Below are 24,458 nucleotides of genomic sequence, written 5' to 3'. Positions count from 1 at the left end.
AGGAAAAGCTGCATGATCCAGCGTTATCAGAAGGGCTCGCGTATGAGCCAGGCCGTCAGCTACGGAGGTCTCGTCTATATCGCCGGTCAGGTTGCGGAAAACCGCAAGGCCGATATCGAGGAGCAGACCCGCGATGTGCTCGGCAAGATCGACGCCCTTTTGAAGGAAGCCGGGACCGATCGCTCGCGTCTCCTCGCCGTCAATATCTTCCTGCCGGCGATTACCGATTTCGAGGCGATGAACGGCGTTTATGACGGCTGGATCGACATCGAAAACCCGCCGGCCCGTGCCTGCACCGAAGCCCGCCTGGCCGACCCGGACCTGCGCGTCGAAATGACCGCGGTGGCGGCGCTGTAACTGCGCGGCGACCGCCCGCACTGGAGGGACCATGCATAGCGGCCTCGTCAATCCGATCGACTTTTTGCGTGAGGGCCGCCAAGCCGGCCAACTCGCTATTCCCTATTCGATCGACCGTTCGCCCTATTATCAGATCCGCATTCCGATCCTTCGCCTCAGAAATGGCGAAGGGCCGTCTTTGCTGCTGATGGCCGGCAACCACGGCGACGAATACGAGGGCGAACTGCAGCTCGGACGGTTGATGCGCCTGCTTCACGTCGCTGACATAAGTGGCGCCGTCACCATCCTGCCGATGGCGAACCTGCCGGCGGTGATGGCGGCCAAACGCTGCTCGCCCTTCGACGGCGGCAACCTCAACCGGGCCTTTCCCGGCGATCCCACGGGGGTCCCGACAGCGCGCCTGGCGCATTTCCTAGAACACGAACTCTTCCCGCGCCATGACGTCGTCTTCGACCTGCATTCGGGCGGCACGTCGATGGCACACCTGCCCTGCACGTTGATCGAGCGGCAGGCCGACGCCACCCGCTTCCAGCGGTCCGTCGCGCTTATGCGGGCGATGGGCGCATCGCATGCCTTCATCGCCGATAATGGGCGGGCGGCGCCGACATCGATGGGAGCTGCGGCAAGGGCCGGCATCATTGGTCTTTCCGGCGAGTTCGGCGGCGGCGGAACCGTGACGCCCGCGACGATGGCCTTCACGGCGGCAGCGATCGACCGGCTGCTGGTGACACTCGGTATTATCGGGCGTCCGGTCCTCTCCCGCGCACCGCTCGCCGAGCCGGGGCCGCTGCAGCTCCTTTCGCTGTCGCGGCACAGCCAGGGCATCTATGCCGATCGCAGAGGCTGGTTCGAGCCGGCCGCCCCGCTTGGCGCCACCGTTTCGGCCGGTGATCTGGCCGGATGGTATCATGATCTGGAACGCCCGGAGCAGCCGGAGGAAGAGCTGCGCTTTGCCGAAGGCGGCATCGTCATTTCCCACCGGCTGCATTGCGACAGTCAGGCCGGCGATTGCCTGATCCAGGTCGCCGAACCGATTGCCGCTTAGCTGATCCCGTCGACCGCCGCCCTGACCCAGTCGAGACGTTTTGCCGGGATGAGGCCGTAATTGTAGAAGTTCACGCCGTCGGCCCCGGCATCGGCGGCGGCCTTGGCGCGGGCCGCCAGTATCGCGGCTTCACCGACCTCGGGATAGAAGACACGCAAGCCGACGCCGAGGAATTTTTCCGGGCCGATCGCCGCCCGGCCGGTGCGGATGACATCACCGACGGCATCCGGCTCCATGTCGTAGCAGCAGAGGATCGCCCCGTCGCAGAGCCTGCCGACGGCGGTGAGATCGACGCCGCCGAGCCAGCCGTGCTTGAGGTCGATCAGCACGATCCGGCTCGCCGGATCGGCCGCCGCCTTGATCTCGCCGATGAGGCTGGTCACCGGCTCGCTACGCCAGGCGAGATAGGCGTGCAGATCCGGATGATCGAGGAAGGCATTGATGCCGGCCGCCGGAAAATCCGGGAACTGGCGTTCCGGGATATCACGTTCGCAGAATTCGGCGATGAAGCGCGCCACCGATCGGCGTGCGCTTTCGACCGGTACACCGGCCTTTGCCGCGCGCGCCGTGCAATGGTCGCAGAAGCAGAGCGACAGCAGGAAATCGTCTTCGGCATTGAGGCCGACGCCGTCTTTCTCGTGATGGTATTCATGCGCGAAGCCCATGAAGTTCGGGCTTTCGAGCTCGACCATATCCGGCCGATAGTTGGTGGTGATGTCGCGGACAAGGGTGACGGCATAGGCGCGCGCCGCCGGGCTGGAGGGGCAGAGATTATAATAGTTGGGATTGCCGAAGGCGTTGCGCGTCACGTGATCGGGATGCAGCATGCCGAGGCGGCTGTTGTGAAGGCAGACCGTCCAGCAGGAGACAGCGAGACCGGTCGCTTCCCGCTCCCTGGTCAGCGCCTCCAGCACGTCGCCGCGCTCGGTGACATTTCGCGCCATCAGCGGCTGGATCAGCTTGTCCTGCCACAGGCTTTCATCCGGCCGAAAGTAAACCGTCCCGTCCTCCGGAAAATAGGCCTTCTGCTGCGGGCTGCGCGGCTGGAGAAAGCGGCCGGCATGATAGGAGGCCGCCATGCTGATCGTATTGAGGCCGGCCCGGTTGCGAAACTCGGCGGCAATCGCATCAAGCCCCTGGTCCTGGATATCCCAGGGGTAGGTCCACATGGAAAGGTGCATGGCGCGCTCCGCTCAGATCTGTCCGCTTTATAGAACATGCGTCCATAATAGTGTCCAGGCTGATCTTTGAACGCGGAGGGCGGGCGAAAGTCGCCCGCCCCTGCCCCGTCAGCGGCTGATCGTTGCTTGCAGCGCATCGATGGAGGATTGGATGCCGGCCTCGGTCGACATGGTGAAGTCTTCCATTTCGAGGCTGACCCAGCCGTTGTAGCCGATCATCCGCACCACCGAGAAGAACTCCTTCCACCATTGCAGATCATGCCCTGCGCCGACGGCGACATAGTTCCAGGTGCGGTTGGCGACGTCGGTGACGTCCTTCAGTTCCAGAAGACCATTGACGTCGGCGAGACCACGCTCGATGCGGGTGTCCTTGCCGTGGCAATGATGGATTGCGTTACCCAGCGCCCGGGCCGAAGCAATCGGGTCGGCGCCCTTCCAGAACAGATGGCTCGGATCGAGGTTCATGCCGACGGACGGCCCGACCTCATTGCGCAGACGGAACAGGGTTTCCGGGTTCCAGACCAGCATGGCTGAGAAGTTTTCGAGAGCGTATCTCTCGACGCCGACTTCCTTGGCGAGCTTGACCAGATCGTGCCAGAGCGGGAAGGCGCGGTCTTCCCACTGGTAGCGGTCGCGTTCCGGCATCTCGTCCGGCCAGCTCTTGGTGTAGACCAGCCAGTTCGGCACCATGTCACCGGGCGCGGCTTCCGGAAGTCCGGACATCGTCACGATGGTTTTGACGCCGATCTCGCCGGCAAGACGGATCGTCTGTTCCATTTCCTTGCGGTGGCGCTTGCCCATGTCGCCAGGATCGAGCGGGTTTGCCGAGCAGTTCAGCGCCGCAATTTCAAGGCCGCGGGCTTCGATTTCCCTGAGCCTGGTTTTCAAAAGCCCTTTGTCTTCAAGCAGCTCGTCAGCGCGGAAATGCGGGGCACGCGACCAGCCGCCGCCGGTCATTTCGATGCCCTCGACGCCGAGTTCAACGCATTTGTCGAGCATATCAGTAAATGACAGGTTGCCCATCACGTCGGTGCAAATGGAGAGTTTCATCGTCTCGATCTTTCCTTATGAAAAATGAGGGCGCGCCCTGTGAGGGGGTGGAGGAGATCCCGGCGCGCCTCCGGAGGGAACTATTTGAAGTCGACCCAGGCGGCACCCGCATCAGCCGAGCGGACGCAGTTTTCCAGCCAGCGCACGCCTTCGGTGCCGGCTTCGATGCCGGGATAATGGTGGCTCCTGAGGAAAGCTTCGTCGCCGCGGCGCTTTGCGTCGATCGCCTGGGCGATCCAGAGGTAGATGTTCGCCCAGCTGTCGCCGAGGCCTTCGGTGTGCAGTGCGCCCATGCGGTCGGCCGCGAGGCTTTCCTCTTCGAGATAGGGCATGCCGTGGTGCAGGGTGCGGTTCGGCTCGCCCTGGACTTCGTAAATCAGCTGGTCGGGCTGGGCATCCGACCATTCGATCGAAGCCTTGGAGCCGACGAAACGGTAGCGCTGCGAACCCATGTTGCCGGCATTGACCGACGACACCCAGAGACGGCCGCGGGCGCCGTTGTCGTAATGCATGAGAACGGTTGCGTGGTCTTCGAGCGGCGCGCGGGTCGGAATAAAGGCTTTGCGGTCGCAGAGCAGTTTTTCGATCTTCAGATGCGGCAGCACCACTTCGGAGAGATAATAGAGGTGGGTGCCGATATCGCCGAGAACGAAGGTCGGGCCGGCGGTCTTCGGATTGGTGCGCCATTTCACCGCCTCGCCGGCGCCGGCGTCGTCGCCCGAATTGAAGCCGTGGGTATATTGCATGTCGACGATGCGGATTTCGCCGAGCATGTCCTTCTTGACCATCGCCGCCATCTGATGAACCAGGGGATGGCCGGTGAAACCATAGGTGACGCCGACGATCAGGCCTTGCTCTTCGGCGAGCTTGGCGATTTCCTCGCATTCGGCGACGGTGAAGAACAGCGGCTTTTCGCAGATCGCGTGCAGCCCGGCTTCCAGGCACGCTTTGGTGATCTCGTAATGGGTGAAGTTCGGCGTGGCGATCGAGACGACCTCGACGCCGTCCTCGCGCCCCGCCTCCCCGGCGATCAGCTCCTTGTAGTCGCCATAGCATCTGTCGGCTGAGACGCCGATCTTCGTGCCGAAATCGCGCCCGCGCTCGGCGTCCAGGTCGAAGGCGCCGCAGACGAGCCGGTAGGTGCCGTCCCGCTGGGCGCCGGTTCTATGCTTATAGCCCACCTGCCCGGTGCGGCCGCCGCCGACCATGCCCCAGCGCAAGGGGCGCTCGATGGATCTTTCTCCGTTGATCATCCGATCATTGCTCCTGAAATGGCCTGCCGCATCATTCCGCCGCCATGGCGGTCGGTGGGGCGTAAAGCGTGGGTTTCGGTATCATGTTGACGGGTTCGAGGCCGCCGCTGGTCACGGCTCTCAGAGCGGCATCGGCCACCAGCGTGGCCGCGTACCCATCCCAGGTGGAAGGACCCCCGGCCGTTCCCTCAGAGGCGGCGGCGATCCATTCGCGGAATTCCTGGTCGTAAGCTTCAACGAAGCGCTCGCGCCAATCCTCGGGGATCGCCTGGCGAATACCGTGCGAATCCGAGATCACGGTTGCCGGGCGGTTCGGCAGCGCGGCGACGCCCGCCTCGCAGCTGATCTCGCCGCGGATGTCATAACCATAGGCGATGTTCACCGAAATCTCGACGTCAACAAGCGCACCCGAGGCCATGTGCAGGAGGACGAAAACCGGGTCGCGCAATTCCCCGCCGCGCGAGGAGCGGCGCGGCACACGCACCTCCACGCCGGTGACTTCATCCGACAGGAGCCAGCGGGAAATATCGGCATCGTGGACCAGCGTGTCGTTCAGCGGCATCTCGGAGGTGTAGAGCCCTTCGGGAACCGAGGCATTGCGATGCACGGAATGAAACATGAGCGGCGCGCCGAGTCTCCCGCCGTCGATGACCGCCTTCAGGCGGCGATAATCGGCATCGAAACGGCGCATGAAACCCACCTGGACGAGCCGCCTGCCGAAGGCCATTTCCGCCTCCATCACGCGGAGCGCTGCCGCCTCGGAGGTCACCAGCGGCTTTTCGCAGAACACCGGCTTGCCGGTGGCAATGCAGGCAAGCAGCTGCTCCTCATGCGCCGGCCCCCAGGAAGAGATGATCACGGCCTGGACTTTTTCCGAAGAGATCAGTGCCGAAGGGGTGGCGAACACCTCCGCCCCCGCAGGGGCGGCAGCGGCGGCGCGGATCTGGTCGATGTCGGTGACACCGACGATTTCGACACCGGAAACGACGTTCGTCAGGCGGCGGATATGATCCTGACCGATCATGCCGGTGCCGATGACGCCAACCTGAAGGGTCATTTCGCCCCCCAGTGCTTATCGATGTAACGCTGCATTTCCGCGCGCATGAAGGTGCCGCTCTGATCGGCCTTGTCCTCCCAGGCAAAGACGCAGGCGGTCATGATGCCGTCGAAACCGATCTCGGCGAGCGTGCCGAAGAACTCCTCCCAGGGAACCTCGCCCTGGCCGATATTGAGGTGCTGGTGCACCCGGGCATTGGTGCCGGGCGGGTTGAGGATATAACGAAGGCCGGATGAGGCCTTGTGGTTGAAGGTGTCGCCGACATGGACATGTGCCAGCACGTCCTTCGCCTCACGCAGCATCGCCTTGGTGTCGTCGCCGAAATAGAAGGTATGCGGGGCGCAATAGAGGAACTTGACGCTCTTCGAATTGACAGTGCGGATGATGTCGAGCGCCGGCTGCAGCGTTTCGCACCAGTCTTCCGGATGCGGTTCGACATTGAGCTGGATGCCCTCGCGCTCGAAGAGCGGCACCAGTTCCTCCATTGAGCGCCACCAGGCGTCCTCGCAAGCCTCGATCATCGAGCCTGTATGGCAGCAGTAGCAGGATCCCCTGTCCGGATGCGGGCCGCGGCCGAACTCGGAATTCATCGTGTCGACTTCCAGCTCGACGGCGATCTCGATGGCGCGCTTCCAGTGCTTGACGGCGGCCTTGCGTTCGGTCTCGTCGTTGGAGGCCCAGCGGTACATCGGCAGCAGCGAGGCGATGCCGACATCCGCCTCCTTCAGCGAGCGCTTTAACGACTTGATCCGCTCGGGAAAGACGCGCGGCGCCTTGAACCATTCGAGGAAATCGCCGCGCGGCGAGAGTTCGATCCAGTCGTAGCCGAGTTCCTTGACCTTTCCCGGCAATTCCTCGAGCGAGAGATGCCGATGCATGAAGGGGTCGATTGCGATCTTCATTTTGACCTCCGAATTCCAGACATGATTTTCCTTTCCCGGCGGCGGTCTTTCTGACGCTGCCGGACGCTGTGTGTTTTGCGCTGTGTCGTTTGTGGTGCCGTCGGCAGTTACTCGGCTGGCGGCGGGTGTCCCTCATGGCTTGCCATGTAAGTATCGATTTGAGCTTCGAGGCCTGCCATGGTCTCGCCGCCGGCCATCAGGTCAGTAATCTCCTCGCGGGTCTTCTCGCCCCGGCGGAAATCGGCGGCGATTGCGCCGCGGATGAGAACGGCGAAGTGATCGCCCACCGCCATGGCATGCATGACCTGGTGGGTGATGAAGATCACCGCCAGACCCCGCCGCTTTGCTTCATTGACGATCCGGAGCACATGCGCTGCCTGCTTCACGCCGAGAGCGGCCGTCGGTTCGTCAAGGATCAGCACGCGCGCGCCGAAATGCACGGCCCGGGCAATGGCGAGCGACTGGCGTTCGCCGCCGGAAAGGCCGCCGACAAGGCGGTCGCCATCGTCGATCCGGGTGATGCCGAAATCCTGCACGGCCTTGACGGCAATCTCATTGGCTTTCCTGCGGTCATAGACCTTGAACGGACCCCAGCCCTTGGTCGGCTCGACGCCGACGAAGAAGGATCGGCCGATCGACATCAGCGGAAATGTGCCGCCGAATTGATGCACTGCCGAGATGCCCTTTTCCTGCGCATCGCGCGGCCCGCTGAATTCGACCGGATTGCCATCCATCAGAATGGCGCCGCGCGTCGGCTTGTGGACACCCGCAAGCGTCTTGATCAGCGTCGATTTGCCGGCGCCGTTATCGCCGAGCAGGCAGAGCACCTCGCCTGCACGGACCTTGAGCGAGATGTCGTGCAGCACGTCGATCGGGCCGAAGCTCTTGTCGACATTCTGGAGTTCAAGGATCGGAATATGGTCGGACATGGTTTGACGCTCACTTCCTTTTCTTCGGCACGAAGCTCAAGGCCATCTGCCGGAACGTGTTGTTCATCAGAACGGCGGCCATCAGCATCACGCCGATAATCAGGTTGGACCAATTACGGTCGATGTCGGTGAAGTAGATGCCCTGGCTGACGACGGCGAAGGTCAGCGCGCCGAGAAAGATCCCGGCGACCGAACCGAAGTCGCCGGTGAGCAGCACGCCGCCCACCACGATCGAGACGATCGTATTGAAGATGTAGTTCATGCCGCCTGAGACCTGCGCGGAATTGAACAGGATGGCGCCGCACATTCCGACGAAAGAGGCGGCCGTGCTCGAGAGAATGAAGAGAACGATCCGCAGCCGGTCGGTCGGGATGCCGGCATTGCGCGCGCTGACTTCGTCTCCGCCCATGGCGACGATCCAGTTGCCGTAGCGCGTCGCGTGCAGCACAAAACCAAAGATCAGGGTCAGCGCCAGCCACCACAGGATGATCACCTGGAATTTGCCTTGGATGAGATCGCCGAACACCGTCTTGGCCCAGGCCGGCGCGTTGAGCGGAACCGAAGCGGCCCCGGTCAGGATGACGGAACCCGCAAGCACGAGCCCCTGCACCGCAACCAGCGTGCCGAGTGTGATGATCAGCGAAGGCACGCTGGTGCGCACCGCCAGGAGACCGTTGACCAGGCCCACGAGGACACCGATGGCGAGCACGCCGAGCATGCCGATGACGATCGGCAGCTCGTAATAGCCCGAGAGAATGGCGATCGTCATCGAGCCTGCCGGGATCATCGCGCCGATCGAGATATCGAGTTCGCCTGATATCATCAGAAGGCCGACAGGCAGGGCGACGATACCGAGATTGGCGGCGAAATTGACCCAGCTTGCCGCACCGAAGAGCGCGCCGAGGCTGACTCCACCGAAGGCGACATAGAAGACAATCACCGCGACGAAGCTCAAGACGGCGCCGAATTCCGGGCGGCGTACAAACTGTCCCATAGAAAAGCCGTTCATCTCTTCGCTCTCACTTCTTCTTTTTCGCTGCATAGGACATCGCCATCAGCCGGAACTTGTCGTTCATCATCACGGCGAGCAGCAGGAGCGCGCCGATGATGACGCTGCCGAGATTCGGGTCTATGCCGGTGAAATAGATGCCCTGATTGACGATCGCGAAGGTGAGCGTGCCGAAGACGATGCCCACCACCGATCCGGCGCCTCCGGTCAGAAGCACGCCGCCGATGACCACGCACATGATCGAATTGAAGATGAAGGATTGCCCGCCGAGCACCTGAGCGCTCTGGTAGACGAGCACCTGGCTGACGCCGACGAAAGCGGCGGAAAAGCCCGACAGCATATAGAGGGCGATGGTCAGTCGTTCCGTCGGAATGCCGGCGTTCCGGGCCGAGACCTTGTCGCCGCCGAGGGCAAAGATCCAGTTGCCGACGGGCGAGATGTGCAGCAGGCAGAAAAACGCTGCCGCAAACAGCACCCACCAGAAGATCGTCACCTGGAACATGCCACCGATGAAATCGCCGAGGATCGCTTTGACCGCCGGGCTTGGCACCAGCGACACGCCGGTGCTGCCGGCGATCAGCACGGTAAAGCCCAGCGTCAGGCCCATGACGGCGAACATCGAGCCGATGGTGACGATCAAGGACGGGACACGGGTGCGGTTGACGAGATAACCGTTGAAAAGTCCGACGAGGAGCCCGACGCTGAGGCCGGCGGAAATCCCGACGATTTCAGGCAGGCCGTAATGGCCGGAAACGATTGCCACCGTCAGGGAGGATGCCGGGATCACCGCGCCGATCGAGAGGTCCATTTCGCCTGCGATCATCAGGAGCCCGATCGGCAGCGCGACGATGCCGATCTCGGCGGCGACGTTGAGCCAGCTCGCATAGCCCGCAGCGGACAGGAAGACCTTGCCGCCCAGCAGGGCGAAGAAGACGAAAACCGCAATCAGGCCCAGCAACGAGCCCGCTTCAGGGCGTCGGGAAAGCTGACCGATGGTCGCTTTGGCATGGCCGCCCGAAGGAATCGACGGGGCGAGGACATCGTTTCTCGCGTTCATTTGACACCACCAATAAAGCCGCATGACCGATAACGGTCGGCGCTTCTGAAAGAATGGAAGCCGCCCGCGTGAGGGGCAGGCAGCTTCACCACGTCCGGCCGATCCCCTTACCGAGCGCCGGCCTTCACGCCTGCCAAGGTGGCGTCGACGTTGGAAGCGTCGATGACGCCGGGGCCGGTCAGGATCTCCCGGGTCGGCACGGTGAGCCCGTAATTGACGTTGCCGTTCAGGATCGAGACGGCCAGATAGCCCTGCAGGTAACCCTGCTGGTCGATCGCGCAAAGCTGGCTGCCGCTCTTGATGTTGTTCAGAACGGTTTCATCCATGTTCATGCCGCAGACCTTCACCTGTCCCGCTTTGCCGGCCTGTGTCACGCCGTTGACTGCGGAGTTCGTATCGACGTTGCCGATCGCGAAGACGGCCTTGATCTCCGGATGCTGCAGCAGATGCGCCTTGAGCGCCTGCGCCACGGCGGTGGCTGAACCGAATGACGTCGCCGGCAGCGGCAGCGCCGAACCGACGCCGCCACCTTCCGTCACGCCATCGGTCATGCCTTTGCAGAACGCCTCGATGTTTGCCGCACCCGGCAGCGTGTTGAGGCAGACGGCGTTTTTCAGGTCGTGCTTGGCGAAGTAGCTGCCCGCGGCCTTGCCGGAGAGATAGTCGTTGGAGCCGACATAGTTCATCGCGCCGAGGCGATCGGCGGCTTCGATGCCGCCGGCATTATAGATAACCAGCGGAATCTTCTTGTCGACGACCGCTTTGAAGGCAGGGTCCATCGCCTCCGGCACCCAGTCCGGACCGACGATCGCATCGGCGCCCTGGTCGATGGCCTGGCGGATCAGCTCGGCCGCATCGACGCCGAGATTGTCGTAATTCTGCGGGCCGAGCCAGACGACCTTGCCGCCCTGTGCCTCAACGACCTTGCCGGCATCCTCGGCGCCGCGCTTGACGATCGACCAGAACGGATCGTCGGGCTTGCCGCCGACAACGAAGATGTTGGCGGCCATAACGGCCGTGGCAGTGCAGGTGATGATCGCGGCAGCCGATACGCTTGCCGCAAGGCGGCGGAATTTACTCATCTCAATCTCCTCCCATGGCCCGCCTTCCTGGCGTGACCGTGAGGAGAAAGATATCACCGCTTGAAATTCTCGAAATGTGAAATCATACTAAACATGCATAAAGTGTCATAGAGTATCAATCATAATGATATGAACACTCCGACGATGGAGAGCAATAATCATGCGGCGGCCGACCATCTCCGATCTTGCCAAGGAGGCCGATGTCTCCATTGCGACCGTCAATCGGATTCTGGCCGGCACCGCCTCCGTCAAAGGCACGACCGTGCAGCGCGTCCAGGCCGCCGCGGAGCGGATCGGCTTTTACGGCGCAGGCGCAATCGAGGACCGGCTGCGTAAGTCGGCGCCGAAATACCGGCTTGGCTTTCTGCTGCAGCAATCCAGCCGCGAGCTCTACCAACTCTTCGGCAAGAAGATCGTCGAGGCATGCCGCGCCAGGCGCGATGAGGTCATCGATCCCCTGGTCGACTTTGTCGATCTCCTGACCCCGGAAAATATTGCCGGCCGGCTCAAGGCGCTCGGTGCAAATTGCGACGCCGTTGCCGTCGTCGCCGCCGATCACCCGGTGATCGCCCAGGCCATCCGCGAGCTGCACGAGAAGGGTAAGCCGGTCATCGCCTATATTACCGACCAATCCGCCCGGGAACGGGCCGCTTATGTCGGAGCCGACAATTGGAAAATGGGGCGGACGGCGGCATGGCTGATCTCGAACATGAGCCATGGGCCGGGGCGCATTGCCGTCTTCATCGGCAACCATCGTTACCAGTGTCAGGACGTCTCCGATGCAAGCTTCCGCTCCTATATGCGCGAACACGCGCCGCATCTGACCATCGAGGACAGCCGCCCCACGCATGAAGAGCCGAACGAGGCTTATCGGATGGTCAAGGAACTCTTGGCGACGACGGATGATCTCACCGGCATTCTGATTGTCGGCGGCGGCATTTCCGGGGTCTTGCGGGCGCTGAGGGAAGTGCCGCAGGAGCGGCGCCGGAGCATTCGCCTCGTCTGCCGGGACATTGGCCCGGAGACGCGAAAGGGCCTGTCAGAGGGGATGATTACCGCGGCTCTCTGTCATCCGCTGGAACAGACGTCCACGGCGCTGGTCGAGACGATGATTGAAACGATCACGCAGGGTGCGTCGGGTGCCACGATTCAGCGGACCATTACCTTTGAAATCGTGACGCCAGAGAATATCTGAGATGCCCCATCGCGGCGTTCGCCGCGACTAAAGCCCGCGACCGGAAGCCGGCGCGGGCTTGGAAAGAGGTTATCCGTGTGTCGTCTCAGATATTGACGACAAGGCCCTTGGCTTTCAGCACCGGCGCCAGATTGCTGACCTCGATGACCGATTTGCCCGCCTTATAGGCGGCGATATAGCCGGCTTCGGCATCTTCGCGGGCCTGCGAAAGCCTCGCTGCTTCCTGCGCTTCCTGCCTGCGCACGACCACCAGGCCGTCGGCATCTCCGACGATGATGTCGCCGGGATTGATGGTTTCGCCGCCGACGATGATCGGGTCGTTCACCGCCGCAATGGTTTCCTTCACCGTGCCCTTGATGCAGACGCTAAGCGAGAAGACCGGGAAGCCGAGTTCCCGCAACTGCAGCGTGTCGCGCACGCCGGTATCGGTCACGAGACCGCCGATGCCCTTGGCAAGGCAGGCATTGGCGAGCACATCGCCGAAGGATCCGGCTTCCTCATATTCGCCCGCCGAGACGACGATGATATCGCCGGGCTTTGCATAGTTGATGGCGAGCTGCAGCATGATGTTGTCGCGCGGCGCGCATTTGACCGTGAAGGCCGGGCCGCAGAGTTTCATGCGGTAGTCGACCGGCTTGAGGCGGGAGGAGAGCGCGCCGCGGCGCCCCTGGGCTTCGTGGATGGTCGCCGGCGAAAATTTCGAAACGGCCTCGATGTCAGCTTTGCTGGGCCGTTCAGCGATGTCTTTTATATGAATCATGGGTGCCTCACGTCGTTGGTAGACGGCGGGCAAATCCCGCCGTCTTATCTCGGTTGAATGTCTTCGGGAGGTTCCGAGACCGGTCGGTCTACGGGATCGGGTCGAATTTCAGCTCGGAGAGCGGCACGACCTTATCGGTGCGGGTCATCTTGTATTCGGTATTCGGGCCGAGCCACTTGTCCCAGATCTTGTTGATCTCGCCCGATGTGTCGAGCTTGCGCAGGATTTCGTTGATCTTGGCCGTCAGCTTCGGCTGATCCTTGGCCATGCCGATGCCGATCGGCTGGTAGAGCATCGGCTCCTCGATCATCCGCATTTCCTTGCCCTTGCTCTTCGATTCATTGACGAACTTGGTCGTCGTCATGGTGTTGGCGACCATGCCGCGCGCCTTCCCCTGCTGGACGGCGAGATAGGCCGATGCGGTATCCTGGAAGGTCAGCGGGTCGGATTTGTTGAGCTTGATCGACATTTCCGATGTCGAGCCCTTGGTCGAGGCGATGCGCTGGCCGGCGTAATCGGCCTTTGTCTTGCCGGCATCGTCGGCCGGCACGATCAGCATTTCCTTGGCGAGATAATAGGGATCGCTGAACTGGATCTGTTCGGCGCGGCTCAGTGTATAGGCAAGGTTTGCGACGGTAATATCGACGCGGCCGAGCTTGACCTCGGGCACGCGCGCCTCGACCGAGACCGGCTTGATTTCAGCCTTGACGCCCAATTCCTTGGCGATGGCGCCGCAGAGGTCGACGTCGAAACCGGCCATCTCACGGGTCTTCGGATCCGGCGAGGCAAATGGCGGAACGTCGGCGAACGTCGCGCAGCGCAAGGTCTTGGCCGACATAATGGTGTCGAGCTGATCGGCCTTTGCCGGCATGGCGGCCGCGATGCCGGCAAATGCGACGGTGAGGCTTAGGTATTTCCAGTTCATTGCTGTTCTCCTTTGTTTTTGATCGTTGGTATCAGTGCCTGAGATCAGCGAGGAAACGCTGAGCCCGGGGATGGCGCGGATTGCTGAAGAATTCCTTTGGGGTCGCCGTTTCGATGATCTGGCCGGCATCGATGAACCAGATCCGGTCCGCGACCTCGCGTGCAAAACCCATTTCGTGGGTAACGCAGAGCATGGTCATGCCTTCGGCGGCCAGGCTCTTCATGACGGCGAGCACTTCGCCGACCATCTCGGGATCGAGCGCGCTCGTCGGTTCGTCGAACAGCATCACCGGCGGTTCCATGGCAAGCGCACGAGCGATCGCCACCCGCTGCTGCTGGCCGCCCGACAGCTGACCGGGATAGGCGCGGGCCTTGTCGGCAAGGCCGACCCGATCGAGCAGCTTGAGGGCCTTTTCATGCGCGATCTCGGGCGCCACACCCTTCACCCGGATCGGCGACATCGAGACGTTTTCGGCGACCGAAAGATGCGGAAACAGGTTGAAGTTCTGGAACACGAAGCCGATCCGGCTGCGCATTGCATTGAGTTCCCTTGCCCGCATCGAGGCATGAATGTTCTGCCCTTCGAGCGTGATCGATCCGCTGTTGATCTCCTCGAGGCGATTGATCGTGCGGATCAGCGTCGATTTTCCCGATCCGGAGGGTCCGCAGATGACCACGACCTCGCCACGTGCGACCTGCGCGTCGATATCCTTCAGGACCGGGTAGTCGCCGTAGCTCTTGCAGACCTGAGAAAGCCGGATCGTCTGCGATTCCTGCGTTGAAACGGACATGGTCATAGCTGCTCCGATACGATTTTCGACGGCGTGACCACGGCAGCGGCGGGCACGAGAAGTCCCGCACGCCGCCGGGTGATGCGCCGCTCGAGGCGATTGGCGAAGTAGGTCAGCGTCCAGCAGATGATGAAGTAGACGATTGCCAGAATGAGGAAGACCTGGAAGGGTTGCGTCAGCAGCTGGTTGTTGACCTGGCTTGCCGCAAAGGTCAGATCAGGCACGTTGATCACATAGCCGAGTGTCGTGTCCTTGATCGTCGAGACGAAGGTGGAGATGATGCTCGGGATCATGTTGTAGAGCGCCTGCGGCAGGATGATGTAGCGCATCGCGCCCATGTAGCCGTGGCCGAGCGCCCTCGCCGCATCCATCTGGCCGGGTCCGAGGGCGACGATGCCCGCTCGGACGACTTCGCTGAGGAAGGCGCTCTGATAGACCACCAGCGTCGTCAGCATGGTGACGAAGCTCGGCACGTCTGCGCCGGTCAGCAGCGGAACCAGGAAATAGCTCCACAAAATGAGCATCAAGAGCGGCACGCCACGGGTGAAATAGACAAGTGCCGTGACCGGCCAGCGCAGCAGCGGCGACTTGGAAAGCCGCGCCATTGCAAACAGGATGCTAATAGGAAAGGCGAAAGCGATGCTGAGCGCCGACAGGATCAGCGTATTGGCGAGCCCGCCGAGCGGTCCGTTCGGATATTGGCCGATCAGGAGCAGCAGCCAGTAGTCGCGGACGATGGCGATCATGTCCTGGATCATGCGCGCGCCCTCCAGGCGGGATCTGCGCGCATCGACAGATAGGCGCCGATGCTCATGATCACGAGCGAGAAGAAGAGGTAGAGAACCGTGCCGATCAGGTAGATTTCGAAGGTGCGGAAGCTCAGGTTTTCGACTTCCTTGACGGCATGCGTCAGCTCCGAGGCGCCGATGACGACGGCGAGACTGCTGTTCTTGAACAGGGAGACGCTGTGATTGATAAGCGGCGGCAGCGCGTTGCGCACGCCCTGCGGCATAATGACGAAGCGCATAGCCGAGACGTAACCGTGGCCGAGCGCACGGGCGGCCTGCATCTGGCCGTCGCTGACCGAGCGCACGCCCGAACGAAGATCTTCGCTGAAATAGGCCGCCTGGCAGAGCCCGAGCCCGATCACCGCGAAAATCGCCTCGGCATTATGGCTGGCGAGCCATGTCGCGACCCCGTTCGGCATCAGGGTGAAGATCCCGAAATACCACAGCATCAGCTGCACCAGCGTCGGGACGTTTCTGTGGTAGGAAACGTAAGCGGCGACCAACGGATCGCCGAAGCGAAAGGGCGACAGGCGTATACCGAGCAGCAGCAGTGCGAGCGCCATCGCCAGCGTCCAGGACCCGGCATAGATGATGAAGGTCATCTGGATGCCATGCAGCAGCATCGCCGAATATTCAGGATTTCCGAGGATTGCCGAAAGGTCGAAACCGCTCACGGGGTTGGCTCCCCGGATGGATCCGTCTTCGGCTTCGGCTTCGCCGTCTGCAGGCCGCCCATGACCTGCAGCGTCGGCGTGATCTCCATATGTCCGATGTTGACGGCGACGGGAGCCGCTATGGCGAAGGCGATCGCGTCGGCGATATCGGCCGCCTGCGGCAGTTCGAAACCATCGATGAACCGCTCCCGGATGCTGGGGTCATCGCCGTGGACGTGATTGAAAATATCGGTGGCGACCCGGCCGGGGCAGATTTCCGTGACCCGCACCCGCTTGCCGAAAGCGTCGATGCGCAGCTGGTTGGACAGCATGCTCACTCCCGCCTTGGTGGCGTGATAGGACGAGTTGCCGCCGAAATTATAGGCGCCGGCGATCGACGAGATGTTGATGACGTGGCCGCGGTCTCGCGCCACCATGCCCGGCACGACGAGGCGGCAGATATGCAGAACCGCCCGCAGATTGACATCGACGATGAGATCGATATCCCCCTCGTCGGCTTCCAGGAACTTCTTCGGCCGGTCGACGCCGGCATTGTTGACGAGAATGTCGAATTCCACCCGGCCCGCGAGCTCGGCGATTGCCGGCCGATCGGTCACATCGATGGCATGAGCGATACAGCCCGTACGCTCGGACAGCTGCTGCAGCGCCTGGGCACTGCGGGCAACGGCATGGACTTCGATGTTCTCCCGGCGAAGCCGCTCAACCACGGCTGCGCCGATTCCGGAGGATGCGCCGGTCACCAGTGCGGTCTTGTAGTCGGAGAATGGCATTGTAGTTCCCTTGTGATTGATGAAGACAGTAGCGAAGCTTTAACCCCTTGCCTAAGACCGATTATCTCTGGAGCAATAAGCAACGGTTATGGAGCAGGTGCGGTCTCCCGAAGAAGAGAATGCGGTGATGCCGGTACTCTCTCTCGGCCTTGCCTCGGACGGCATCGCGTTGCAAAAGCAATGCGCCTCTGCAAACATGCCATCCGCAGATCAGAATGGTACCCCGATCCCCATGGACATCAGACGCCTCAAATCCTTCATCGTGATCGTCGACAGCGGCAGCATCACACGAGCGGCGGATCTTTTGCACATCGCCCAGCCGGCGCTCAGCCAGCAGCTTGCAGCACTTGAAGAGCATTTCGGCCACAAGCTCTTGATCCGCAGCCAGCAGGGTGTCAGCATGACCGATGCCGGACACGCGGTATATCGCCATGCCCAGATCATCCTTCGGCAGATGGAGCAGGCGCAGGCCGATGCTTCCGCCGCCGGCAATTCGCTTGCCGGGCGCGTCTCGGTCGGCCTCGTGCCGTTCAGCAGCGCGGCGACGCTCTCGGTGGACCTTTTGGCGGAGACCCGGAAGCGGCATCCCGGTATTCTGCTGCACCTGACCGAAAGCGTCGGCCAGACCTATAGCCAGATGATCATGAACGGCCGGCTGGAAATGGCGCTTCTGCATGGAACCGGGCCGATCAAGGGCGTGCGGTTCGAACCGATCCTCAGCGAAGAGTTTTTCCTGGTCGCCCATCGCGACTTTGCCATCGAAGCGGATACGAAACCCGTTGCGGTTAACGCTCTCGACGGCATACCGCTGCTCCTGCCACCGGCCTATAATTTCGTCCGTCGCGCGGTCGATACCGCCTTCACCCGCACGCGCACCAATTTGAAGGTCGTGGCGGAAGTCGAGATCGTCCGCACGCTCGCCCGCGCGGTCGGCAGCGGTCTCGGCGCGACGATCATGCCGAAGGCGATTGCCGACCGCATCGTCTCGGAATCGAGCGAGCCGCTGATCTGCCGGCTCGTCTCGCCGCGGATCGAAGAAACCCTGTCGCTTTGCGTTTCCGACCAGAATCCCCTGTCGGAACCGGCCCTTGCCGTCCGGGATATCCTTCTTGAGCTGACGGCGCGGCTGAAAGCCTGAGAGGGGGCGCCGGTCAGCGCATGTCCTTGCAGAACTGGGCGATCCGTGCGCAGCCCTCACCGAGTTTTTCCATGCTTGTCGCGTAGGAAATGCGAAAGAAGGGGCTCATTCCGTAAGCAGCACCTTGCACAGTTGCGACATGATGCTCCTCGATGAGCGCCATGACGAAATCGACGTCGGTCTCGATCTTGCGCCCGCCCTTGCTGGTCTTGCCGATCAGCCCTGATATGTTGGGATAGATGTAGAAGGCGCCTTCGGGCCGGTGGCAGCGCAAGCCTTCTACCTCGGATAATTTGTCGAGAACGAAGTCGCGTCGCGTCTTGTAGATCGCAGCCCGCTCCTTCAGCAGATCCTGCGGCCCGTCCAGCGCTGCGGTTGCGGCCGCCTGGGTCAGTGTGGCGATGCCGCCGCCATTCTGGCCGTTGACGTTGCTGATCGCCGAGATCAGCTCTTTCGATCCGGCGCAGAATCCGAGCCGCCAGCCGGTCATTGCATAAGCCTTGGAGACGCCGTTCATCGTCAGGACGCGGTCGTACAATCTCGGCTCGACCTCCGCGATCGTGCAGAACTGGAAGTCGTCATAAACCAGGTGCTCATAGATGTCGTCGGTCATGATCCAGACATTGGGATGGCGCAGCATGACCTCGGCAATGGCGGCCATCTCCGCCCGGGAGCAGGCCGCGCCGGTCGGATTGTTCGGGAAATTCAGGAAGAGCCATTTGGTGCGCGGCGTGATCGCCGCCTCCAGATCCTCCGGGCGCAGCTTGAAGCCGGCGTGCTCGTGGCAGGGGACGGCAACCGGCACGCCGCCGGCGAATTTGACGATGTCGGCATAGCTGACCCAGGAGGGTGTGGGAATGACGACCTCGTCGCCGGGGTTGCAGGTCGCCAGCATGGCGTTGAAGATCACCTGCTTGCCGCCGCCGGAGACGACGATCTGGCTGGCATCGTAGTCGAGATTGTTGTCGCGCTTGAACTTCCTGATGATGGCGGCCTTCAGCGCCGGCGTGCCGTCCATCGGCGGATATTTCGTATCGCCGGCAAGTGCAGCCGCATGGGCCGCTTCGATCGCATGCGCCGGGGTGGGGAAATCCGGCTCGCCGGAGGAGAGGCTGACGACCTTGATTCCTTTGGCGGCCAATTCCCGGGCGCGCTGGGTCATGGCGGCGGATGCTGAAATGGAGACGTTTTTCAGACGGTCGGCGATCACGGACATCGGCATGGTCCTTCGATGAGGGATTGAAACGAGAGACCGCCCGCAGGCGATCGGAATTGCGTCAGTCGGCGAGTTCGGCGGCAGGTGCGAGGGTGGCACCGGTGGCTTCGATTTCACCGCGGACGATGCCGGCAAGCTCGAGGGCGCCCGGCGTGTCGCTGTGAACGAGGATGGAGCGCGCCGGCATGGCGATCACGGCGCCTTCGATGGTCTCGACGCTGCCGTCGAGGAGGAATTTTCGCACGCGCGCACGCACGGCGGTTTCGTCCTTGATAACGGCGCCCGGAAGCCCGCGCGTGACAAGCCTGCCTCCGGCGTCATAGGCACGGTCCGCAAGGAAAAGCGCCAGTGTCTTCAGGCGCGCGCGTTTCGCCGCCTGCTCGATCTCGCTGCCTGACGTGACGAAGACGACGAGATTGGCGTCGACGGTTGCGATCGCATCCATCATGAGGTCGGCAAGGACAGGGTCGCGGTTGACCATATTGCCCATGGCCGCATGAAAGCTGATATGGGAGACCGCGACCCGCTCGGCTCTGGCGATCGCCATCAAGGCCCCGAGTTGATAGAGCATCTGCTGGCGAAGCTCGTCCGCCTGAAAGGGTATTTCGCGCCGGCCGAAGCCCAGCCGGTCGGGCAGGCCGGGATGGGCGCCGATGCCGACGCCATTCTGTTTTGCCAGCCGCACCATCCGCCCCATCGTATCGGGGTCGCCGCCGTGGAAACCGCAGGCGATGTTGGCCGAGGAGACGATTTTCATCATCGCTTCGTCGTCGCACAGCCGGTAGGGACCAAATCCCTCGCCCATGTCGGAATTCAGATCGATCTTCATCAGTTCCTCCTTTCGCTTCCCTTAGGCCATCGCCTTCAGGGCGCGCTTGACCATCCCGGATGTCAGCCTGACATCCTCGACATAGCGGGCGACGGCCTGTTCGACTGCGCGCGTCTCCGCATGCGTCGACCGGATGAATTTCAGGCGGGCGCCGATGCGGGCCTGCCCGAGCCGCCAGAGGTCGCATTCGATCACGCCGGCGACCTTCGGATAGCCGCCGGCGGTATTCGCATCGCTCATCTGCACGATGGGTTCGCCGCCGGGCGGAACTTGGATGACGCCGGGCACGACGCCGTGGGAGCGCATCTCGATGGAGGCGGTCGGCGTGATCGGCTCGCCGGACAGACGGTAGCCCGTGCGGTCGCTGCGCGAGGAAATCCGCCAGGTCTGGCCCCAGAAGGCTTCGCCGTCGCCGGCGAAAAGATCGTGCTCGCCAGCAGGCAGGGCACGGATCGGCAAGGTGTTGTCGACGGGCGCCGGGAAGACGTCGCGCAGTGCCACGGCCGGCTCGACGACGGCGAGGCCAGTGGTCGGCAGCATGGCAATCTCCGCGTCCTCACCGACCGCGATCCGATCGCCCTTCGCCAGCGGCCGGCCGGCATTGCCGCCGAAGCCGCCGCGCAGCGACGTGCTGCGCGACCCCATGACAACTGGAATATCCAGCCCGCCGCCGACCGAAATATAGGCGCGCGCCAGCCGCGGGGGTTGCTTCAGTTCGAGAACCTGTCCGGGTTCTGCGGAATAGGCGCACCAGGGAATGAGTTCCGATCCGGCGAGGTGAGGATGGCCGTCGGCTCCGGTCACGGCAAAGACGGTGCGCCGCTCGAAACGCAGGCTGAACGGGAAGGTCTGGACCTCGATCACCGCCGCATTCTCGTCATTGCCGACGAGAATATTGCCGATCCTGACCGCAAGCGGATCCATCGCGCCGCTCGCCGACACGCCGATGTCGCGATAGCCGGGGCGTCCCAGATCCTGCACCGTATTGAAGGGCCCGGTTTCCAAGATCTCGATCATAGCTCGATCCTTGCCGGCAGGAACCGCACCGTATCTCCGGGCGCCATCATGGCAGGGGTCGGCGCGGTCGGGTCGAACATCTCAAGCGTCGCAAAGCCGATAGAATTCCAGCCATTGGGGCCGGTCAGCATGGCGACGCCGGTCTGCATGCCGCCGATCGTCACGCAGCCTTTCGACATCTTCAGCGACGGCACGGTCTTTCGCGGCATGTAGATACGCGGATCGAGGCCATGCAGATAGCCGAAGCCGGGCGCGCTGCCCAAGGCGAAGACACGGTAGGTCGCTTCATGATGGATGCGGACGACCTCGCGGTCGCTTAAGCCCGAGAGATCGCAAAGAGCGGGAAGATCACTCGCATGTTCGCCGCCGTACTGGACGGGAATTTCGATGGTCTTGCCGTTGAGATCGATGCTCTGCGCATTCTCCCATGCCTCCAGCAGCCGGGCGACCACCGCCTCGGGATCCTCGGGCGTCTCCTTGAAGATCACCAGCAGGTTGGTCATTCCGGGAATATCCTCGGCAAGATCCGCCCAGCCTTTGACGGTCCGGGACAGGGCCCAGATCCGTCGCTGCGCGGCAAGATCGAAATCGCCCGGCGCCTCGAGCAGGAAGGATCTGGCCCCGATCGAGGAAACCCGCGCCCGGCTTTGGATGGCCGGAACGATTTCGCGTTGCGATGCATGTCTGTTCGTCGTGGCGATCATGATGGCAGCTCGATTTCGAACAGAGGGTCACCGAAGCCGACCAGGGCGCCGGGCTCGGCGAGCAGCCTGGTCAAGACACCGGAACGGCTGGCGCGAAGGGGAAGCAGCACATGCCTTACCCTGATGAAGCCGAGGAGATCGGCATCGGATACCGAGCGCGGCAGAGTTTGCGGCGTGACGGCGGCGGCCGGATGTTCGGCGCAGAAATGCCCCGCCAGCGGCGCCTTCACGACAACAGGTGGGGAGCCCGGAGCGCGGGGTGTTGCTGCCTGCGAGTTGATCCGGGCGCCGCCCTCCCCTGAGATGACGATGCGGAGCTGTCTATCCGGTCCGGAGATTTCCAACCCCTCCACGCCGGCGGCCGTCAGAGCATCGGTGAGAAATGCAATGGTTACGGGATCGCTGAAGTCGATGGCGCTCATGCCGCCGTCCTCCGCAGCTTCAGCCAGTGCTCGAGATAGTGGATATCGGTCTCACCGCGCGCGAATGCGTGGTCCTCGAAGAGCGCGCGCAGGAAAGGGATATTGGTGGCGATGCCCTCGATCTCGGTGCCGGCAAGCGCCTCGCACATTCTGGCCATTGCTTTTGCCCGCGTCGGTGCGTGGACGATCAGCTTGGCGATCAGCGAGTCGTAATAGGGCGAGACCCTGTAGCCGGGATGAATATGCGTATCGACGCGGATGCCCGGCCCCTGCGGCAAAGCCAGACGGGTGATGACGCCTGCCGAGGGCAGGAAAGTGTCGGGATCCTCGGCGTTGATGCGGCATTCGAAAGAGTGACCCTCGCAGGTGACATCGCTCTGGGCGAGATCCAGAACGTCACCCTGGGCCGCTCTTATCTGCACCTGGACAATATCGACCCCGCTCGTCACCTCGGTGACGGGATGTTCGACCTGAAGCCGCGTGTTCATTTCGATGAAATAGAAAGCGCCGTCCTCATAGAGGAATTCGAAGGTGCCGACGCCGCGATAGCCGATCTGGCGGCAAGCCTCTACGCAGGCCATGCCGACCGGCTGGATGATGTCGGGCGCGATTCCCGGCGCCGGTGCTTCCTCCACCACCTTCTGATGGCGGCGCTGCATCGAGCAGTCGCGATGGCCCAGCCACAAGGCATTGCCGTGATCGTCGCAAAGAACCTGGATCTCGATATGGCGCGGATGCTGCAGGAACTTTTCCATATAGAGGGAGGGCGAGCCGAAGGCCTTGCGCGCCTCTTCCCGGGTCAGCGCGATCGCTTCATGCAGCTGATCGGCCCTGGGCACGACGCGCATGCCGCGTCCGCCACCGCCCCCTGACGCCTTGACGATGACGGGATAGCCGATCTCCAGCGCGATGCGCTCGATTGCGGCCGGGTCGTCGGGCAGCGCGCTGTCGGGACCGGGAACGCAGGGGACGCCGGCCGCCATCATCGCCCGCTTCGCCGCGATCTTGTCGCCCATGGTCGCGATCGATGAAGCAGTCGGACCGATGAACGTCAGCCCGGCCTTTTCGACGGCGTCGGCGAAGGCGGCGTTTTCCGACAGAAAACCATAACCGGGATGGATGGCGCCGGCGCCGGTCAGGCGTGCGGCGAGAAGAATGGCGTCCTGATTGAGATAGCTCTTGCCCGCGGTCGACGGGCCGATGCAGAGAAAATGGTCCGCGGTCTTGATGTAGGGCGCTTGCCGGTCCGCCTCGGAGCAGATGGCGACGGTCTTCAGGCCGAGTTCGCGGCAGGCGCGCTCTATCCGGGCGGCGATCTCGCCGCGATTGGCGATGAGGACCGTGTCGAAACGGCGTCCTGAAGCAGCGGATTGTTCCGATGTTTCCGGCATCAGGCGATCTCCGCCAGCAGGTCGCCGGTCTCGACCTCGCCATTGTCGATATCAGTCAGGTGCGTGATGCGCCCGAATCGCGGCGCGGCGATCGTATTGAAGACCTTCATCGCCTCGATGATGAACAGGGTCTGCCCCTCCTCCACCGCGTCGCCGATCGCGACGAATGGCGGCTCGCCGGGCGCCGGCGCCCGGTGCAGGACGCCAAAGACGGGCGCCTTGACCGCATGGGAGGTTTTCTCGGCGCTCGAAGGCGCATCGGAGACAAGGCTTATTTTCGATCCAGTGTCTTGCGAAGGTTCGGCAACAGCGACCTCTGCCGGCGACGAGCGGAAAATCCGCACCGTCACGTCCTTTTCCGTCACGGTCAGCTCGGTAATGTTCGATCGTCCGACAAAGTCGATCAGCGTCTTGATCTTCGAGAGGTCCATGTGCGTGCTCGGAATTTCAAATTCCACCGCGCGCAAGCCTGAACTGCATGTCGCCCGGTGTTGTGATTTCGTAGCACGATGCGCCGACTGATGGGGTCAGACGAAGTTTTGATGGAGTGCAATCGGCGCACGCCTAGAAAGGTTTCGCCTGTCCGCCTAGGCGTAGGAACTCCCAGAGCACTCGAGGCCGCGGATTGCGGCCGGGGAGAAGATTACTTGTGGCATTCCGGGGCGGACAACTCGTCGTCAGTTCCCCAGGTCGAAAGCCACTTTCCGACCTCGACGCCGGTGACGTGCAACCCCGTCGCTTCAAATTCATTCCAGGCGTCAAGCGTCTCCTGCCGCCGCGCCTCGCGCTTCTCCTCGCGCTCGACATATTGCGCGATGGCTTCACGCATGATCCAGTGGGACGAACGGCGGCGGACCTCGGCCAGTTGTTGGGCGCGGCCCTTCAGCTCATCATCGAGTTTGAATGGCGATGCCATC

The 24,458-nt window shown here is 62.6% G+C and carries 27 protein-coding genes; 4 read left to right on the top strand and 23 right to left on the bottom strand.

Annotated elements, in window-relative coordinates; genetic code table 11:
* Window positions 1-12 precede the first annotated feature (12 nt).
* Both EFR00_RS01195 and EFR00_RS01190 read left to right on the top strand, forming a co-directional pair.
* Window positions 13-357, top strand: coding sequence for a RidA family protein (locus EFR00_RS01195; RefSeq protein WP_077994327.1), 345 nt, complete (start codon window positions 13-15; stop codon window positions 355-357).
* A 31-nt stretch (window positions 358-388) separates the two neighbouring features.
* On the top strand, window positions 389-1,402 hold the full coding sequence (locus EFR00_RS01190) for a succinylglutamate desuccinylase/aspartoacylase family protein (RefSeq protein WP_077994328.1): 1,014 nt from the start codon (window positions 389-391) through the stop codon (window positions 1,400-1,402).
* Here the strand turns inward: EFR00_RS01190 and EFR00_RS01185 are convergent.
* The 9 genes from EFR00_RS01185 to EFR00_RS01145 all read right to left on the bottom strand — a co-directional run bounded on the left by EFR00_RS01185 (window position 1,399) and on the right by EFR00_RS01145 (window position 10,922).
* Complete coding sequence (locus EFR00_RS01185) at window positions 1,399-2,583, bottom strand: hypothetical protein (RefSeq protein WP_077994330.1); 1,185 nt, start codon at window positions 2,581-2,583, stop codon at window positions 1,399-1,401. The two genes, EFR00_RS01190 and EFR00_RS01185, sit on opposite strands and share 4 nt — an antisense overlap.
* Before the next feature lie 108 nt (window positions 2,584-2,691).
* Window positions 2,692-3,633 carry a sugar phosphate isomerase/epimerase family protein gene (locus EFR00_RS01180; RefSeq protein ID WP_077994332.1) on the bottom strand — a complete coding sequence of 314 codons (942 nt, stop codon included), beginning with the start codon at window positions 3,631-3,633 and terminating at the stop codon, window positions 2,692-2,694.
* Between the two features lie 80 nt (window positions 3,634-3,713).
* Complete coding sequence (locus EFR00_RS01175) at window positions 3,714-4,886, bottom strand: Gfo/Idh/MocA family protein (protein ID WP_077994334.1); 1,173 nt, start codon at window positions 4,884-4,886, stop codon at window positions 3,714-3,716.
* A gap of 31 nt (window positions 4,887-4,917) precedes the next feature.
* Window positions 4,918-5,943, bottom strand: coding sequence for a Gfo/Idh/MocA family oxidoreductase (locus tag EFR00_RS01170; RefSeq protein ID WP_040143152.1), 1,026 nt, complete (start codon window positions 5,941-5,943; stop codon window positions 4,918-4,920).
* Window positions 5,940-6,845, bottom strand: a complete 906-nt coding sequence (locus EFR00_RS01165) for a sugar phosphate isomerase/epimerase family protein (RefSeq protein WP_040143154.1) — start codon at window positions 6,843-6,845, stop codon at window positions 5,940-5,942. The genes EFR00_RS01170 and EFR00_RS01165 overlap by 4 nt, the downstream gene beginning before the upstream one ends.
* 107 nt (window positions 6,846-6,952) lie before the next feature.
* Window positions 6,953-7,774: an ATP-binding cassette domain-containing protein gene (locus EFR00_RS01160; protein ID WP_077994335.1), complete on the bottom strand. Its 822-nt coding sequence runs from the start codon at window positions 7,772-7,774 to the stop codon at window positions 6,953-6,955.
* 10 nt (window positions 7,775-7,784) lie between these two features.
* Window positions 7,785-8,783, bottom strand: coding sequence for an ABC transporter permease (locus tag EFR00_RS01155; RefSeq protein ID WP_077994336.1), 999 nt, complete (start codon window positions 8,781-8,783; stop codon window positions 7,785-7,787).
* A gap of 10 nt (window positions 8,784-8,793) precedes the next feature.
* The gene (locus tag EFR00_RS01150; RefSeq protein ID WP_077994344.1) at window positions 8,794-9,840 is read right to left on the bottom strand and encodes an ABC transporter permease; all 1,047 of its coding nucleotides are present in this window, start codon (window positions 9,838-9,840) and stop codon (window positions 8,794-8,796) included.
* A gap of 107 nt (window positions 9,841-9,947) precedes the next feature.
* Window positions 9,948-10,922, bottom strand: coding sequence for a sugar ABC transporter substrate-binding protein (locus EFR00_RS01145; RefSeq protein WP_077994346.1), 975 nt, complete (start codon window positions 10,920-10,922; stop codon window positions 9,948-9,950).
* Between the two features lie 160 nt (window positions 10,923-11,082).
* Between EFR00_RS01145 and EFR00_RS01140 the strand changes: the two genes are divergently transcribed.
* Window positions 11,083-12,117 (top strand): LacI family DNA-binding transcriptional regulator, encoded by a 1,035-nt coding sequence (locus tag EFR00_RS01140; RefSeq protein ID WP_077994347.1) that lies wholly within the window; start codon window positions 11,083-11,085, stop codon window positions 12,115-12,117.
* 85 nt (window positions 12,118-12,202) lie between these two features.
* Here EFR00_RS01140 and EFR00_RS01135 read toward each other — a convergent pair whose 3' ends face one another.
* The 6 genes from EFR00_RS01135 to EFR00_RS01110 all read right to left on the bottom strand — a co-directional run bounded on the left by EFR00_RS01135 (window position 12,203) and on the right by EFR00_RS01110 (window position 16,824).
* The gene (locus EFR00_RS01135) at window positions 12,203-12,877 is read right to left on the bottom strand and encodes a 4-carboxy-4-hydroxy-2-oxoadipate aldolase/oxaloacetate decarboxylase (protein WP_077994348.1); all 675 of its coding nucleotides are present in this window, start codon (window positions 12,875-12,877) and stop codon (window positions 12,203-12,205) included.
* 88 nt (window positions 12,878-12,965) lie between these two features.
* On the bottom strand, window positions 12,966-13,802 hold the full coding sequence (locus EFR00_RS01130) for an ABC transporter substrate-binding protein (RefSeq protein WP_077994349.1): 837 nt from the start codon (window positions 13,800-13,802) through the stop codon (window positions 12,966-12,968).
* A gap of 31 nt (window positions 13,803-13,833) precedes the next feature.
* A complete protein-coding gene (locus tag EFR00_RS01125) occupies window positions 13,834-14,598 on the bottom strand; it encodes an amino acid ABC transporter ATP-binding protein (protein WP_040113072.1) in 765 nt (254 codons plus the stop codon).
* Window positions 14,595-15,350 carry an amino acid ABC transporter permease gene (locus tag EFR00_RS01120; RefSeq protein ID WP_077994350.1) on the bottom strand — a complete coding sequence of 252 codons (756 nt, stop codon included), beginning with the start codon at window positions 15,348-15,350 and terminating at the stop codon, window positions 14,595-14,597. The genes EFR00_RS01125 and EFR00_RS01120 overlap by 4 nt, the downstream gene beginning before the upstream one ends.
* Window positions 15,347-16,054 carry an amino acid ABC transporter permease gene (locus tag EFR00_RS01115; protein ID WP_077994357.1) on the bottom strand — a complete coding sequence of 236 codons (708 nt, stop codon included), beginning with the start codon at window positions 16,052-16,054 and terminating at the stop codon, window positions 15,347-15,349. The genes EFR00_RS01120 and EFR00_RS01115 overlap by 4 nt, the downstream gene beginning before the upstream one ends.
* Complete coding sequence (locus EFR00_RS01110) at window positions 16,051-16,824, bottom strand: SDR family oxidoreductase (protein WP_077994360.1); 774 nt, start codon at window positions 16,822-16,824, stop codon at window positions 16,051-16,053. The genes EFR00_RS01115 and EFR00_RS01110 overlap by 4 nt, the downstream gene beginning before the upstream one ends.
* Before the next feature lie 232 nt (window positions 16,825-17,056).
* On the opposite strand from EFR00_RS01110, the gene nac reads away from it, so the two are divergent.
* Window positions 17,057-17,962, top strand: a complete 906-nt coding sequence (gene nac, locus EFR00_RS01105) for a nitrogen assimilation transcriptional regulator NAC (RefSeq protein WP_040143173.1) — start codon at window positions 17,057-17,059, stop codon at window positions 17,960-17,962.
* Between the two features lie 13 nt (window positions 17,963-17,975).
* Here the strand turns inward: nac and EFR00_RS01100 are convergent, their stop codons facing one another.
* From EFR00_RS01100 to EFR00_RS01065, 8 genes are all read right to left on the bottom strand, one after another.
* Window positions 17,976-19,178 (bottom strand): pyridoxal phosphate-dependent aminotransferase, encoded by a 1,203-nt coding sequence (locus tag EFR00_RS01100; protein ID WP_077994662.1) that lies wholly within the window; start codon window positions 19,176-19,178, stop codon window positions 17,976-17,978.
* Window positions 19,179-19,239: 61 nt separating this feature from the next.
* Window positions 19,240-20,007 carry a 5-oxoprolinase subunit PxpA gene (locus tag EFR00_RS01095; RefSeq protein WP_077994362.1) on the bottom strand — a complete coding sequence of 256 codons (768 nt, stop codon included), beginning with the start codon at window positions 20,005-20,007 and terminating at the stop codon, window positions 19,240-19,242.
* 21 nt (window positions 20,008-20,028) lie between these two features.
* Window positions 20,029-21,024 (bottom strand): 5-oxoprolinase subunit C family protein, encoded by a 996-nt coding sequence (locus EFR00_RS01090; RefSeq protein WP_077994364.1) that lies wholly within the window; start codon window positions 21,022-21,024, stop codon window positions 20,029-20,031.
* A complete protein-coding gene (pxpB, locus tag EFR00_RS01085) occupies window positions 21,021-21,728 on the bottom strand; it encodes a 5-oxoprolinase subunit PxpB (RefSeq protein ID WP_077994366.1) in 708 nt (235 codons plus the stop codon). Before pxpB ends, EFR00_RS01090 begins: the two co-directional genes overlap by 4 nt.
* Window positions 21,725-22,150 (bottom strand): acetyl-CoA carboxylase biotin carboxyl carrier protein, encoded by a 426-nt coding sequence (locus EFR00_RS01080; protein WP_040113080.1) that lies wholly within the window; start codon window positions 22,148-22,150, stop codon window positions 21,725-21,727. Before EFR00_RS01080 ends, pxpB begins: the two co-directional genes overlap by 4 nt.
* Window positions 22,147-23,541, bottom strand: a complete 1,395-nt coding sequence (gene accC / locus EFR00_RS01075; RefSeq protein ID WP_077994372.1) for an acetyl-CoA carboxylase biotin carboxylase subunit — start codon at window positions 23,539-23,541, stop codon at window positions 22,147-22,149. The genes EFR00_RS01080 and accC overlap by 4 nt, the downstream gene beginning before the upstream one ends.
* Window positions 23,541-23,972, bottom strand: coding sequence for an acetyl-CoA carboxylase biotin carboxyl carrier protein (locus tag EFR00_RS01070; protein ID WP_077994374.1), 432 nt, complete (start codon window positions 23,970-23,972; stop codon window positions 23,541-23,543). Before EFR00_RS01070 ends, accC begins: the two co-directional genes overlap by 1 nt.
* Window positions 23,973-24,184: 212 nt before the next feature.
* On the bottom strand, window positions 24,185-24,457 hold the full coding sequence (locus tag EFR00_RS01065; RefSeq protein WP_077994376.1) for a CopG family ribbon-helix-helix protein: 273 nt from the start codon (window positions 24,455-24,457) through the stop codon (window positions 24,185-24,187).
* Between the last annotated feature and the right edge of the window lies 1 nt (window position 24,458).

It is taken from the genome of Rhizobium sophoriradicis, from assembly GCF_003939025.1.
Classification (GTDB): Bacteria; Pseudomonadota; Alphaproteobacteria; order Rhizobiales; family Rhizobiaceae; genus Rhizobium; species Rhizobium sophoriradicis.
This window is presented reverse-complemented; position numbering and strand designations above follow the sequence as displayed.